Consider the following 13894-nt stretch of genomic DNA (forward strand, 5'->3'; position numbering starts at 1 on the left):
CCTTCGCTTTCATGAAAGGCGACACAATGAGCATTTCCGCATCACAGGTTAAAGAACTCCGCGAACTCACCGGCGCAGGCATGATGGACTGCAAGGCAGCGCTTGCTGAAACCAATGGCGACATCGAAGCCGCTGTTGATTACCTGCGCGCTAAGGGCATGGCTAAGGCTGACAAGAAGGCTGGCCGTACGGCTGCTGAAGGTCTGGTTGGCGTTGTCGCTTCCGGCAACAAAGCTGTTGTTGTTGAAGTCAACTCCGAAACCGACTTCGTTGCACGTAACGACGCTTTCCAGGAACTCGTTCGTCAGATCGCAAACGCAGCAGTTACCACCGATGGTTCGTCTGAAGCAGTTGCTGAAGCAAACATCGACGGCAAGACTGTTACGCAGGCTGCAAAAGACGCAGTTGCAACCATTGGTGAAAACATCAGCTTCCGTCGTTCGGCAGCTCTTGAAGTTTCCAAGGGTGCAGTTGCTACTTATGTTCATAACGGCGTTGCAGACGGCCTCGGCAAGCTTGGCGTTCTCGTTGCTATCGAAACCGACGGTGACGCAGAAGCTGCAAGCTCATTCGGCCGTCAGGTTGCAATGCACGTTGCTGCTATCAACCCGCTCGCTTTGACTGCTGCTGACGTTGATCCAGCTGCTGCAGAACGCGAAAAGGCGATCTTCATCGAGCAGGCTCGTGAATCGGGCAAGCCAGATGCAATCATCGAAAAGATGATCGAAGGCCGTATGCGCAAGTTCTACGAAGAAGTTGTTCTTCTTTCGCAGGCTTTCGTTATCAACCCTGATCTGACCGTTGAAGCTGCTCTTAAGGAAGCTGAAAAGTCGATCGGCGCACCTGCAAAGATCACTGGCTTTGCACGTATCGCTCTCGGTGAAGGCATCGAAAAAGAAGAAAGCGACTTCGCTGCTGAAGTTGCTGCTGCTGCCAAGGGCTAATAATCTTTCAGCGTGTCCTTTTCAGAATGCGCTTTAAGATTTATCTGCCGCATTATCCTGCGTAAAAGTCGAAATTACTTTTGCTGGAAATGCTTAAAAGGCTTTTGATTATGAAGGGCATCGCGTGACAACGCGGTGCCCTTCGTGTATCGCAACGTCTATTATTCATTGATCACTATCTGCGGAGAACTCTCCATGTCCGTTAAGTCCGCCTATAAACGCGTTCTGCTGAAAGCCTCAGGTGAGGCATTGATGGGCAATCAGGGGTTTGGCATTGACGTCTCCGTTGCCGATCGCATTGCCAATGATATCAAGCAGGCGCGCGCGCTGGGTGTTGAAGTCGGTGTTGTCATCGGTGGCGGCAATATTTTCCGCGGTGTAGCTGTGGCGTCCAAGGGTGGCGATCGCGTGACCGGCGACCATATGGGCATGCTCGCAACGGTCATCAATTCGCTGGCGCTGCGTACCTCATTGCACAAGATTGGCGTGGACGCTGTTGTTCTCTCCGCCATAGCAATGCCAGAAATCTGCGAGAGCTTCTCCCAGCGGCAGGCAACTGCCTATATGGATGAGGGCAAGGTTGTGATCTTTGCAGGTGGCACGGGCAATCCGTTCTTTACGACCGATTCTGCTGCTGCACTGCGTGCGGCGGAAGTTGGCGCGGATGCGCTGTTGAAGGGTACACAGGTTGACGGTATTTACACTGCCGATCCGAAGAAGGACCCGACAGCGACGCGTTTCGATGCGCTTACCCATAAGGAAGTTTTGGATCGCGGACTGGCTGTCATGGATACCACGGCAGTTGCTCTTGCGCGTGAGAACAACATTCCGATAATAGTCTATTCTATCCATGAAAGCGGCGGTTTGGCCGAAATTCTGCAAGGCAAAGGACGCTGCACGATCGTTTCCGATAAATGATCGTTGTTTTTGCCAAGCACTGAAGGAGAATCTGCATGAGCGATGTTTTTGACATCAACGACCTGAAGCGACGCATGGAAGGCGCGATCAATTCCCTTAAGCACGACCTTGGTGGTCTGCGTACGGGCCGCGCTTCTGCAAGCTTGCTCGAACCAATCACGATTACGGCCTATGGTTCGGAAATGCCGATCAATCAGGTTGCGAATATTACTGTGCCTGAATCGCGCATGTTGTCGGTCTCTGTATGGGACAAGACAATGGTTGGTGCGGTTGAACGTGCGATTCGTGATTCCGGTCTCGGTCTTAATCCAATTACCGATGGCATGACGCTGCGCATTCCGCTTCCAGAACTGAACGAACAGCGCCGTAAAGAGCTGGTCAAGATTGCTCATCAATATGCAGAGCAGGGCCGTATTTCTGCGCGTCACGTTCGCCGTGACGGTATGGATACGTTAAAGAAGCTCGAAAAAGACGGCGACATCAGCCAGGATGACAGCCGTGGATTCTCAGAAAAAGTACAGAAGCTGACTGACGATACCATTGCAGAAATGGACAAGATCGTTTCGGTCAAAGAAGGAGAAATCATGCAGGTTTAGGCCTGACATGATTTTCCATCAAGGGGAGCTTCGACATGTCTGATCCGCGCCACATAGCCATTATCATGGATGGTAATGGCCGTTGGGCTAAGGCGCGTGGTTTGCCGCGTAGCGCTGGCCATAGGGCTGGCGTCGAAGCTTTGCGTGAGACGGTGAGGGGCGCGGGTGATCGCGGTCTTGGCTATCTCACTCTCTTTGCATTCTCGTCCGAAAATTGGTCACGCCCCAGCGGTGAAGTTGGCGATCTCATGGGATTGCTCAAGCTCTTCATCCGGCGCGACCTTGCTGAGCTTCATCGCAACAATGTCCGTGTGCGGATTATTGGTGAGCGCGAAGGATTGGCGGCAGATATTTGCGGTTTGCTGGGCGAAGCAGAGTCACTCACGCGACAGAATACCGGGCTTAATCTGATCATTGCCTTTAATTACGGCTCGCGTGATGAGATTACTCGTGCGGTTAAAAGTCTGGCGCGCGATGTCGCTGCGGGACTGCTCGATCCATCGTCTATTTCTGCTGAATTGATTTCTGCCAATCTTGATACGGTCGGCATTCCCGATCCCGACTTGATCATTCGCACAAGCGGCGAAATGCGGTTGTCGAATTTTCTTCTCTGGCAGGCGGCTTATGCCGAGTTCCTCTTTGTGCCGGGACATTGGCCGGATTTCAGGCCAGCTGATCTTGATGCGGCCTATGAGGTCTTTCGCCAGCGCGAACGCCGTTTTGGTGGCGTAGACGTTCTTGAACAATCCGAAGAATATGCATGCCCTTCGACCAATGGTGCAGCTGTGTGATGCGGCTCGCCCGCTTTATCGAAAGGTATCAATGTCAAATCTGCAAACTCGTATTCTGACCGCGATCGTTCTTGGAGCCGTTGCTCTTTGGCTAACTTGGGTTGGTGGGCTTGGCTTCACGCTTTTCGCAATCGCTATTGGCCTTGCGATGTTTTACGAGTGGACGGAGCTGAGTGCGACCAAGCAGACGTCATTTTCCCGCCTGTTTGGCTGGGGCTGGTTAATCCTTACGTCTATTCTTCTGATTCTTGATCGCGGTGCCTTATTTACCATTGGCGTGCTGGCCGTGGGTACGATTGTTCTCTTGATTACACAGTGGAAGAATGGTCGCGGATGGCCTGCAACCGGTCTTTTCTACGCTGGCTTTTCTGCAATTTCGCTTTCGCTGCTGCGTGGCGATGAGCCGTTTGGCTTTACAGCTATCTGTTTTCTTTTCGCCGTGGTCTGGTCAACGGACATTGCAGCCTATTTCAATGGGCGCGCTTTGGGTGGTCCTAAGCTTGCACCACGCTTTTCGCCGAATAAAACATGGTCAGGTGCGCTTGGCGGAGCGGCTGCGGCGGTTGCCGGTGGTATTCTCGTTGCATCGCTTGTTGCCGCGCCGGGTAGTTGGATTGTGCCATTATTGGCATTGTTGTTGTCCATCATTTCTCAGATCGGCGATCTGGCAGAATCATGGGTAAAGCGACAGTTTGGTGCAAAAGATTCGGGCCGTCTCCTGCCGGGACATGGCGGAGTGCTGGATCGCGTTGATGGGCTGGTTGCAGCAGCAGCTCTTTTATACCTGTTCGGTGCAGTTATGGCTGAACCTGACGTGCCATCAGCCATCTTCTTTAGTTTCTGACCGCAAGTAAATTTGTAGGAGTGGTAATTTGCAGGAGGCTCTCGCCTTTTTTATCGGCAGCGAAAGTCTGCTTGTGGGAACCATAATTCCATTTCTGTTTGTACTGACGGTCGTCGTTTTTGTGCATGAAATGGGGCATTATCTCGTCGGTCGCTGGTGCGGCATTGGCGCGAGTGCATTTTCCATTGGCTTTGGCCCCGAACTTATAGGCTTTACTGATAAGCATGGCACGCGCTGGAAGCTTTCCGCGATTCCTCTCGGTGGCTACGTCAAATTCATCGGAGATGAAGACGCCACGAGCTCGCCGGTTGGTGTTGATATTTCCAATCTTTCCGCTGAAGAGCAGAGTAGAGCGTTCCCCGGGCAGCCCGTCTGGAAGCGTGCCGCGACTGTTTTTGCGGGCCCTGCATTCAACATTATTCTGACCGTTGTCATCTTCAGCGTGTTCTTCGCGATATATGGCCGACAGATTGCTGACCCACTTGTCGCGGGCGTGCAGCCAAACAGTCCTGCGGCTGCGGCAGGTTTTGAACCGGGCGACCGTTTTATCAGCGTCGAAGGACAGAAAGTTACGACTTTTTCGGACGTGCAGCGGATTGTGTCTGGTCGCTCTGGTGACGAGCTGGACTTTACCGTTGAACGCGGCGGTAAGATGGTAGACCTGAAAGCAACACCTGCGCTCGTCGAACGTACAGACCCGCTTGGCAACAATGTTAAGATGGGCGCTATCGGCGTTGAAACCACGCAAGCGGTCGGTAATTTTCGCCGGATTGAATATGGCCCGCTCGAATCAGTCGGACAGGCTATTGTAGAAACTGGTCATATTATCAGCCGCACGGGTGAGTTTTTTCAGCGCTTCGCTGTTGGCCGTGAAGACAAGTGCCAGCTTGGTGGTCCGGTAAAGATTGCTAATATGGCGGGTAAGGCTGCAAGTCAGGGATTTGACTGGCTTATCCAGCTGACAGCGATGCTTTCCATTGGTATCGGGCTTTTGAACCTGTTTCCACTGCCGCCGCTCGATGGTGGGCATCTGGTTTTCTATGCTGTGGAAGCGATTAAGGGCAGTCCGGTGTCGGTTCGCGCACAGGAACTTTTTTATCGCGTAGGCTTCCTCGTAGTTATGGGTTTTATGGGTTTCGTACTTTTCAACGACCTCTTTGCCTGCTAGATCACTTCCCGGATATTTGACGGGAAACTGGGTCTCGCCATGAATTTGGTGAGGCTCTCTACCGCATAAGCACCTCTCTGGCCAAAAGCTGTGTAGAGGTGTTAATCAGAAATGAAGTTTTGGAGTGAGGACTGGAAAAGCGTAGTGTTTTGTTTACCATAAGTATTAAATCGCGTGGCACGGATGCCACGCTGGTTGCTTAAGTAAACAGATTTTAACCGCGACGCTTGCTTGTATAGAAAAACCGGCTATTACGGTTGTATCTGTACGTGCATTTCTGGGAAATTCGCCCCGGGGACAGAAAAAACGAAGGTTCGGAAAGCCCATGACGGCAAGTTCTAAATTCTTTGGTGCCGCTTCAGCGCTCGCCATGTCAGTTGCTCTGGTAGCTTCAGGTTCGGCTGCGCTTTCTCTTGCATCGGTCACTGCTGCTCATGCTGCTGTTGTCAATCGCATTGAAGTGCGCGGCAACGCGCGTGTTGATGCGCAGACGGTCCGTGATAATATCGGCATTCAGCCGGGCAAAGCTTTCAACGCTAATGACATTGATGAAGCTGTAAAGCGTCTTTACGCTATGGGCCTGTTCTCTGATGTTCGCATCAACCAGTCTGGCAGCACGCTCGTTGTTCATGTTGATGAGCGCTCGGTCGTCAATAACGTCCTGTTCCAGGGCAACAAGAAGATTAAAGATCCTGATCTGGCACGTGCTGTTCAGCTCAAGGCGCGTTCGCCTTATGATGCTGCAACCATGGAAGCCGATAAGGAAGCCATCAAGGGTGCCTACGCGCATATCGGACGCAGCGATGCGATCGTAAATGCTCGTACCGTTGATCTCGGTCAGGGCCGTGTCAATGTGGTCTATGAGATCACGGAAGGTGGCCGTACCAAGATCGCTGACATTAATTTTGTCGGTAACAATGCTTACGGTTCGCGCCGTCTGCGCGATGTCATCTCCACCAAGCGTTCGAACCCGCTGTCGTGGTTGACCCGTAATGACGTTTACGATGAAGGCCGTTTGCAGGCTGACGAAGAAGCGCTGCGTCGTTTCTACTACAACCGTGGTTATGCAGATTTCCGCGTCTTGTCTTCAAACGCGACGCTTGATCCTTCGACCAATGAATACACGATCACCATCAATGTTGATGAAGGTAATCGCTATAACTTCGGTGATGTTTCTGTTGAAAGCACCGTTGAAGGTGTTGATACGCAGGCGCTCAATGGCCTCGTAAAGACCCGCTCGGGCAAGGCTTACAGCGCCAAGGAAGTTGAAGACTCGGTTACTGCGATCACCGAAAACGTCGCTGGTAGCGGTTATGCGTTTGCGAAGGTCGAGCCACGCGGTGATCGTAACTTCGAAAACAACACAATCTCGGTTGTTTATAGCGTTGATCAGGGTCCACGCGCTTATGTTGAGCGCATTGAAATCCGTGGCAACGACAAGACCCGCGATTACGTCATCCGTCGCGAATTCGACATGAACGAAGGCGATGCCTTCAATCAGGTCATGGTTCAGCGCGCAAAGCGTCGTCTTGAAGCGCTTGATTTCTTCCAGACGGTCAATGTTTCAACCGCTCCGGGTGCAGAGCCTGATCAGGTTGTTCTGATTGTTGATGTTGTCGAAAAGTCGACCGGTGAATTCTCCATCGGTGGTGGTTACACAACAGGTGGTGATTCTCCGGGCGCGCAGGTTGAAGCTGCGATCACCGAGCGTAACTTCCTCGGTCGTGGTCAGTTCGTTCGTATCAGCGCGGGTGCTGGTCAGGATGAAATGCGTAACTACGCGCTTTCGTTTACTGAGCCTTATTTCCTCGGTTATCGCATGTCGGCCGGTTTCGACGTATTCCGTCGTTCATACCGCGTCAGCAGTGGTGGTCGTTACGATGTTGAGCAGACAGGTGGAACGATTCGTTTCGGCCTGCCGATCACCGATAACTTCTCGGCTGGTCTTGCTTACAACCTCGTGCAGGAAAAGTATAAGCTTTACACGGATAACGACGGTAACGTTCTAAGTGATTACTATGCGCCAGCACTGATTGAAGCTGCTGATCATAGCCCTTGGATTCGTTCTTCAATTAGCTACTCGCTGACCTATAATTCCATCGATGACATGAAGAATCCGCATGATGGCATTTATGCGAAGTTCAATCAGGAATTTGCTGGTCTCGGTGGCGACGCGAAGTACATCAAGACAACTTTCAAGGGTAACTACTACCAGACTCTTGCTCAGGAAGCCGATATCGTCGGTATGCTGGGTGTAGGTGGCGGTTATATCCACGAATTTGGCAATGATGGTGTCCGTATCTTTGATTTGTTCAAGAACAACTCTGATATGATCCGCGGCTTTAAGTTCAACGGCATTGGCCCTTATCAGGATGCTAACGGAACTAACGGCAACCGTTATTGGCTTGGTGGTACGACGTACTTCAATGCGACAGCTGAAGTGCAGTTCCCAATGCCACTCGTTCCAGATAGCCTTGGCATCCGTGGTGCATTCTTTGCAGACGCCGCAACGCTTTATGGTAACAACACGCCAGATATTTCGGGCGACGACAAGAAGATCCGTTCTTCTGTCGGTGTCAGCCTGATGTGGGCTTCGCCATTTGGTCCTCTGCGCTTCGACTATGCGCTTCCTGTTTCGAAGGCTGATTCCGATAAGGTTCAGAATTTCAACTTCGGCGTTTCGACCAAGTTCTAATAGATTTGCCTTTTCCCGGGGCAGACATGCCCCGGGCAAGAAAGTGCTTAGATGGCAGATCCAAATTTCTTCAAGCCTTCTCGTGAACTCACGATCGGCGATATAGCAGATTTCACCGGTGCAAGCCTTCGCAACCCGAAGCTTGCACCGCGTTCTGTTGCGCGTTTGTCATCAGTCAATGATGCGAGTGCTGATGCACTTGTTTTCGTTGATGGGAAAAAGAACGCCGCGACGTTGGCCGGTAAAAAAGCTGCCGCTGTTTTATGCTCGGAAGATGTCGCGGATAGCGTTCCTTCTGATGTTGCTGTTCTCGTAACACGATATCCTCAGCGTGATTTCTCATCCGTTGGCCGGATGCTGTTTCCTATTTCGGTGCGTCCGCAAAGCTGGCTTGGTGAAACGGGTGTTTCACCCGCTGCTTTCATTCATCCGACAGCTAAGATTGAAGATGGTGCTACCATCGAAGCAGGCGCTTCGATTGGTAAAGATGTAACCATCGGCTCTGGCACGCTGATCGCGGCAACTGCTGTTATTGGTGCCGGCTGTCAGATTGGTCGCGATAGCTATATAGCGCCAGGCGTAACCGTTCAGTTTGCCTTGATCGGAAATCGCGTGTCTTTGCACCCGGGTGTTCGCATTGGGCAGGATGGATTTGGCTATGTGCCGGGTCCGCGTGGTCTTGAAAAAGTACCGCAGCTTGGCCGTGTTATTCTTCAGGATGATGTCGAGATTGGTGCGAACACAACGATTGATCGCGGCGCTTTAAGCGACACTTTCATCGGTGAGGGCACTAAGATCGATAATCTTGTGCAGATCGCACATAACGTGCGCTTTGGCCGCTTTTGCGTTGTAGCCGCACTTTGTGGCATTTCAGGAAGTGTTGTTATTGGTGATCAGACGATGATCGGTGGTAGCGTTGGGCTTGCCGATCATGTGGTTATCGGTTCTCGCGTGCAGATTGCTGCTGGAAGCGGCGTAATGAATGACATACCCGATGGCGAGCGTTGGGGGGGCGTCCCAGCTCGACCTATTAAACAATGGTTCCGCGATATCGCGAATATCCGGAGCATCGGGAAACCAAGAAAGGAGCAATCCTCTGATGAGTGAAGCTAATCAGAAGCTGGAAACCGCAGACATTCAGGCTGTTTTGCGTGCGCTCCCGCATCGTTATCCGTTTTTGTTGATCGACCGCATCATTAATATTGATGGTGATCAATCAGCTACTGGCATTAAGAACGTTACGATCAACGAACCGCATTTTACCGGTCATTTCCCGGAAAAGCCGATTATGCCGGGCGTTCTGATCATTGAAGCCATGGCACAGACTGCCGGTGCCATCACCGTTCTTAACAAAGGTTCTGACGCACCGAGCCTTGTTTATTTCATGACAATCGACAAAGCCAAGTTCCGCCGTCCAGTGGTTCCAGGCGATCAGCTTCACCTTCACGTGAAGAAGGTTAAACAGCGCGGAAATATTTCTAAATATGAATGCGTGGCGGAAGTTGATGGCGTAAAGGTAGCCGAGGCTGAAGTCGCCGCGATGGTTGGCGTAGCCGAAGAAAAGGCGTGAGTACCTCAATGAAGGAAACTTTTATCCACCCTACCGCTCTTGTGGAGCAGGGTGTGGAACTTGGACAGGGCGTTTCCGTCGGTCCTTTTTGTCATGTTCAGTCTGGCGCCGTCATTGGCGATAATTCTGAGCTGATGAGCCATGTTGTGATCAGCGATGCTGTGCGCCTTGGTGCAAATGCCAAGATCTATCCGCATGCGGTTCTGGGGTGTGATCCGCAGAACGGCAAGCACAAGGGTGGTCCGACCACGCTTATTGTTGGTGATAATTGCCTCGTGCGCGAGGGCGTTACCATGCATCGCGGCTCCGATAGCAGCCGTGGTTTCACAAGCGTTGGCAATAATTGCCAGTTTCTTGCTTATGCGCATGTCGCACATGATTGCGATGTGGGCGATCACGTTACCTTTGCAAACAACGTCATGATCGGCGGTCACGTCGAAATCGGTCACCATGCTATTCTGGGTGGCGGTTCCGCTGTTCACCAGTTCACGCGTGTTGGCCATCATGCTTTTGTTGGCGGAATGGCAGCTCTTGCCCACGATCTTATTCCTTACGGAAGTGCAATCGGAAATCACGCTTATCTTGGCGGCCTGAATATTATCGGCATGAAACGTTCCGGTATGCAGCGCAAAGATATCCATAATCTGCGCCATGCTGTGCATATGCTGTTTGATCGTAGCAAGCCGGTTCGTGAGCGCGCGCAGGATGTGCTGGACGCATTTCCGGGTTCGGATGGTGTGGCTGATCTTATTTCGTTCATCATGGTGGAAAATAAGCGCGCTTATTGCACGCCACCGCTTGGTTCATCCGTAGGCGGAGCGATGAATGACGGTGACGACGATTGATAGCGGGGCTGGTCCGATAACGAGCAAGCGCACTGCCATCATTGCTGGTAACGGTCTTTTGCCAATCAAAGTGGCCGAAGCTTTAAAGGCGGATGGAAATCCGCCTTTTGTGCTTCCATTGCGGGGCGAAGCGGATGCTTCGCTTTACGAGTACGAACATCAGGAAATCGCGGCGATTGATTTTGGCATGTTGATTCGTGCCATGCGTGCCGCTGGCGTTAGCCAGGTTGTTCTTGCCGGTGGGCTTCGCAACCGCCCGCATCTTAGTGATTTGAAGCTTAATCTTCCGACTTTGAGGGCCGCGCGCTACGTTCTGACCGCACTGGGGCAGGGTGATGATGCGCTGTTGCGCGCTTTCATGCGGCTGCTTGAACGCTATGGTTTTAGGATGGTTGGCGCACACGAAGTTGTGCCGGAATTATTATCGCCAATACCACCACGTAATATCACGCGTATGGTGCCTGATGCTCGCGAGCGGCGAAATATAGCGCTTGCAATGGAAGCAGCGCTTCGTCTTGGAGAGCTTGATGTCGGGCAGGGCGCAATCGCTGCCGGTGGACGCGTTGTGGCTCTTGAAGGTGCCGAAGGTACCGATCAGATGATTGAGCGTGTTTACGATCTTCGTCAGGCGGGTCGCATATCCAAACGTGGCGGCGTGCTTGTTAAAATGGCGAAGCCACGGCAAGATGAGCGTGCTGATTTGCCGGCTATCGGTGTATCAACGGTTGAGAATGCAGCGCGAGCAGGACTTTCGGGAATTGTGATCGAAGCGGGCCGAACTTTCATTCTGGGTCTTGGTGAAACCATGGCCGCAGCCAATGAAAAGGGCCTCTTCATTGAAACAATAAGTCGAAGCACAAAGGATACGACAGGGTGAGCAAAACCAGCCGGCCATTGAAAATAGCAATCGTGGCCGGTGAAGAGTCCGGCGATCTTCTTGGCGCTGATCTGATTGATGCTCTTCGTGGTCAGACAGAGCGGCTTGTCGACATTATAGGCGTCGGCGGTGAGCATCTAAGTGAGCGTGGGCTGAAGACCTTTTTCGACCCCCATGAGATTGCCCTTATGGGCCTTGGTGCAATTTTAAAAAACCTTCCCGGCCTGATTTTACGTATTCGACAGACGGCAAAGCGCATTGTTGCTGAGAAGCCGGATTGCGTTTTGCTGATTGATAGTCCTGAATTTACACATCGCGTTGCGAAGAAAATTCGCGCAGCTGATCCATCGATTCCAATCGTAAAATACATCGCGCCGAGTGTATGGGCATGGCGTCCACAGCGTGCCAAAGCCATGCGTGCTTATGTTGATCATGTCTTGACGGTATTGCCGTTTGAAGTTGAGGTGATGCAGCGATTGAATGGTCCGCAATCCACCTATGTTGGTCATCGGTTGAGCAGTTATGAGCCGATATTAAAGGTTCAAGAGGCGCAACGTGCGCTTGAGTTGACACGCTGGAGTGATGATTCACGTTGTTTGCTGGTGATGCCTGGTTCGCGCCGCGGCGAAATCGAAATGCTCATGGAGCCATTTGGCAAAGCCGTTGCCGAGCTTTCCACGCGGTTTGAAAAACTCGAAATTATTCTGCCCACTTTGCCACGTATCGAGGAAATGGTCCGTGAGCTTTCTAAGGATTGGGCTGTTAAACCGCTTATCGTAACGGGCGATGAAGCCAAATGGGATGCTTTTGCGCGCGCGGATGCAGCCTTGGCTGCTTCGGGTACTGTTTCGCTGGAACTGGCCTTGTCGCATATTCCAACGGTTCTTTCTTATAAGGCTGACTGGTTCGCACGTCAGTTTCTGATTTCCAGAATTACGATCTGGAGCGCAGCTCTACCGAATATTATTGCAGATCAGCCCGTAGTGCCGGAGTTCTTCAATGAATCGGTGCGGCCCGGCAATCTGGCGCGTTATATCGAACAGCTTATGCTGAAGAGTGCATCACGACAGGCTCAGATTGATGGCTTTGATAAGGTAACGTCGATTATGGCGACCGATCGGCCTTCTGGTGAAATCGGTGCGAAAGTGCTGCTTGATCTTGCTGAGAATGGCAGGAAACGCTGATTTTTAGAAAATTTAGAAAAACAAAAACCCCGGCGATTTGCCGGGGTTTTCTTTTATTCAGTGATTACTTGCGCTTTGCAGTTGGTACGTAATCACGTTCCGCAGCACCTGTATAAAGCTGACGCGGACGGCCGATCTTCTGCTGAGGATCTTCGATCATTTCCTTCCACTGTGCTACCCAGCCGACGGTGCGTGCGAGTGCGAACAGAACTGTGAACATTTCGGTTGGGAAGCCGAGAGCCTTCAGCGTAATGCCCGAGTAGAAGTCGATGTTTGGATAGAGCTTCTTCTCGATGAAATACTCATCGGTCAGAGCAATGCGTTCCAGTTCCAGTGCAACATCGAGAAGCGGATCGTCCTTGATGCCGAGTTCGCCGAGAACTTCATGGCAGGTCTTCTGCATGATCTTCGCGCGTGGATCGTAGTTTTTGTAAACGCGATGACCAAAGCCCATCAGGCGGAATGGATCATTCTTGTCCTTAGCGCGTGCGATGAATTCTGGAATGCGGTCAACAGAGCCGATTTCAGCAAGCATATTGAGCGCTGCTTCATTCGCACCGCCATGCGCAGGGCCCCAAAGGCAAGCAACGCCAGCAGCAATACATGCAAATGGATTTGCACCCGATGAACCAGCAAGACGAACGGTCGAAGTCGAAGCGTTCTGTTCGTGGTCGGCATGCAGGATAAAGATGCGGTCCATAGCGCGAGCGAGAACAGGATTGACCTTGTAATCTTCGCAAGGAACGCCGAAGCACATGTGCAGGAAGTTCGACGCAAAATCGAGATCGTTCTTCGGGTACATGAATGGTTGGCCGATATGATACTTATAGGCCATTGCAGCAAGGGTTGGCACCTTTGCGATCAGGCGGATCGAAGCAACCATGCGCTGATGCGGATCGGTAATATCGGTCGAGTCGTGGTAAAAAGCCGACATAGCGCCTACGCAGCCCACGATAACCGCCATTGGATGCGCGTCACGGCGGAAGCCGCTAAAGAACTTTGTCATCTGCTCGTGGATCATGGTGTGACGTGTCACGCGATAATCAAAGTCAGCTTTCTGGGTCGCTGTTGGCAGCTCACCGTAAAGAAGCAGATAGCAAGTTTCGAGAAAGTCGCCATGTTCAGCAAGCTGATCAATCGGATAGCCACGATAAAGCAGCACGCCTTCATCACCATCGATGTAGGTGATCTTGGATTCGCACGAAGCGGTCGAAGTGAATCCAGGGTCATATGTGAAAGCATGGGCATTTTTGTAAAGTGGACCGATGTCGACAACGTCCGGCCCGACAGTGCCTTGTCGTACAGGCAGGTCGAACGTTTTGCCGTCGAGGGTAAAGCTAGCTGTCTTATCTGACATCGTGTTTCCTTTCGTGTCCACTTTTGCTGCCCATGGCAGCTGAAATTTTAATCGTCTCTATAACTTGTCTTCTCAACTTCTACAGGTTTCGCACTTTCGCGCGAA

Annotated in this window: 13 protein-coding genes; 12 read left to right on the plus strand and 1 reads right to left on the minus strand. The window is 51.8% G+C overall.

The genetic code is table 11. From position 1 onward, the window contains the following. Window positions 1-26: 26 nt before the first annotated feature. The 12 genes from tsf (at window position 27) to lpxB (ending at window position 12432) form a co-directional block, all read left to right on the plus strand. Window positions 27-944 carry a translation elongation factor Ts gene (gene tsf / locus J2782_RS02645; protein ID WP_310010007.1) on the plus strand — a complete coding sequence of 306 codons (918 nt, stop codon included), beginning with the start codon at window positions 27-29 and terminating at the stop codon, window positions 942-944. 195 nt (window positions 945-1139) lie between these two features. Beyond that, the gene (gene pyrH, locus J2782_RS02650; RefSeq protein WP_250040909.1) at window positions 1140-1862 is read left to right on the plus strand and encodes a UMP kinase; all 723 of its coding nucleotides are present in this window, start codon (window positions 1140-1142) and stop codon (window positions 1860-1862) included. A 35-nt stretch (window positions 1863-1897) separates the two neighbouring features. Beyond that, window positions 1898-2458, plus strand: coding sequence for a ribosome recycling factor (gene frr, locus J2782_RS02655; protein WP_250040908.1), 561 nt, complete (start codon window positions 1898-1900; stop codon window positions 2456-2458). Between the two features lie 35 nt (window positions 2459-2493). Beyond that, window positions 2494-3249, plus strand: coding sequence for an isoprenyl transferase (locus tag J2782_RS02660; protein ID WP_310010009.1), 756 nt, complete (start codon window positions 2494-2496; stop codon window positions 3247-3249). 31 nt (window positions 3250-3280) lie between these two features. Then, window positions 3281-4093: a phosphatidate cytidylyltransferase gene (locus J2782_RS02665; protein ID WP_310010010.1), complete on the plus strand. Its 813-nt coding sequence runs from the start codon at window positions 3281-3283 to the stop codon at window positions 4091-4093. 28 nt (window positions 4094-4121) lie between these two features. Then, a complete protein-coding gene (rseP, locus tag J2782_RS02670) occupies window positions 4122-5261 on the plus strand; it encodes an RIP metalloprotease RseP (RefSeq protein ID WP_310010011.1) in 1140 nt (379 codons plus the stop codon). Between the two features lie 325 nt (window positions 5262-5586). After that, on the plus strand, window positions 5587-7956 hold the full coding sequence (bamA, locus tag J2782_RS02675; protein WP_310010013.1) for an outer membrane protein assembly factor BamA: 2370 nt from the start codon (window positions 5587-5589) through the stop codon (window positions 7954-7956). 51 nt (window positions 7957-8007) lie between these two features. Continuing rightward, window positions 8008-9063, plus strand: a complete 1056-nt coding sequence (gene lpxD / locus J2782_RS02680) for a UDP-3-O-(3-hydroxymyristoyl)glucosamine N-acyltransferase (RefSeq protein ID WP_310010014.1) — start codon at window positions 8008-8010, stop codon at window positions 9061-9063. Further along, window positions 9056-9526, plus strand: coding sequence for a 3-hydroxyacyl-ACP dehydratase FabZ (gene fabZ / locus J2782_RS02685; protein ID WP_310010015.1), 471 nt, complete (start codon window positions 9056-9058; stop codon window positions 9524-9526). Before lpxD ends, fabZ begins: the two co-directional genes overlap by 8 nt. Window positions 9527-9534: 8 nt before the next feature. Further along, a complete protein-coding gene (gene lpxA, locus J2782_RS02690) occupies window positions 9535-10371 on the plus strand; it encodes an acyl-ACP--UDP-N-acetylglucosamine O-acyltransferase (RefSeq protein WP_310010016.1) in 837 nt (278 codons plus the stop codon). Further along, window positions 10352-11248 carry an LpxI family protein gene (locus J2782_RS02695; RefSeq protein WP_310010017.1) on the plus strand — a complete coding sequence of 299 codons (897 nt, stop codon included), beginning with the start codon at window positions 10352-10354 and terminating at the stop codon, window positions 11246-11248. Before lpxA ends, J2782_RS02695 begins: the two co-directional genes overlap by 20 nt. Continuing rightward, on the plus strand, window positions 11245-12432 hold the full coding sequence (gene lpxB / locus J2782_RS02700) for a lipid-A-disaccharide synthase (RefSeq protein WP_310010018.1): 1188 nt from the start codon (window positions 11245-11247) through the stop codon (window positions 12430-12432). The genes J2782_RS02695 and lpxB overlap by 4 nt, the downstream gene beginning before the upstream one ends. A gap of 64 nt (window positions 12433-12496) precedes the next feature. Here lpxB and gltA read toward each other — a convergent pair whose 3' ends face one another. Next, window positions 12497-13789, minus strand: a complete 1293-nt coding sequence (gltA, locus tag J2782_RS02705) for a citrate synthase (protein ID WP_250040897.1) — start codon at window positions 13787-13789, stop codon at window positions 12497-12499. Window positions 13790-13894: the final 105 nt, after the last annotated feature.

The organism is Brucella pseudogrignonensis (genome assembly GCF_031454375.1).
Classification (GTDB): domain Bacteria; phylum Pseudomonadota; class Alphaproteobacteria; order Rhizobiales; family Rhizobiaceae; genus Brucella; species Brucella pseudogrignonensis_A.

Coding starts and splice junctions, on each gene's coding strand:
- lpxD (WP_310010014.1), top strand. CDS start 8,008: ATGGCAGATCCAAATTTCTTCAAGCCTTCTCGTGAACTCACGATCGGC.
- lpxA (WP_310010016.1), top strand. CDS start 9,535: ATGAAGGAAACTTTTATCCACCCTACCGCTCTTGTGGAGCAGGGTGTG.
- J2782_RS02665 (WP_310010010.1), top strand. CDS start 3,281: ATGTCAAATCTGCAAACTCGTATTCTGACCGCGATCGTTCTTGGAGCC.
- frr (WP_250040908.1), top strand. CDS start 1,898: ATGAGCGATGTTTTTGACATCAACGACCTGAAGCGACGCATGGAAGGC.
- pyrH (WP_250040909.1), top strand. CDS start 1,140: ATGTCCGTTAAGTCCGCCTATAAACGCGTTCTGCTGAAAGCCTCAGGT.
- gltA (WP_250040897.1), bottom strand. CDS start 13,789: ATGTCAGATAAGACAGCTAGCTTTACCCTCGACGGCAAAACGTTCGAC.
- J2782_RS02695 (WP_310010017.1), top strand. CDS start 10,352: ATGACGGTGACGACGATTGATAGCGGGGCTGGTCCGATAACGAGCAAG.
- J2782_RS02660 (WP_310010009.1), top strand. CDS start 2,494: ATGTCTGATCCGCGCCACATAGCCATTATCATGGATGGTAATGGCCGT.
- fabZ (WP_310010015.1), top strand. CDS start 9,056: ATGAGTGAAGCTAATCAGAAGCTGGAAACCGCAGACATTCAGGCTGTT.
- bamA (WP_310010013.1), top strand. CDS start 5,587: ATGACGGCAAGTTCTAAATTCTTTGGTGCCGCTTCAGCGCTCGCCATG.
- tsf (WP_310010007.1), top strand. CDS start 27: ATGAGCATTTCCGCATCACAGGTTAAAGAACTCCGCGAACTCACCGGC.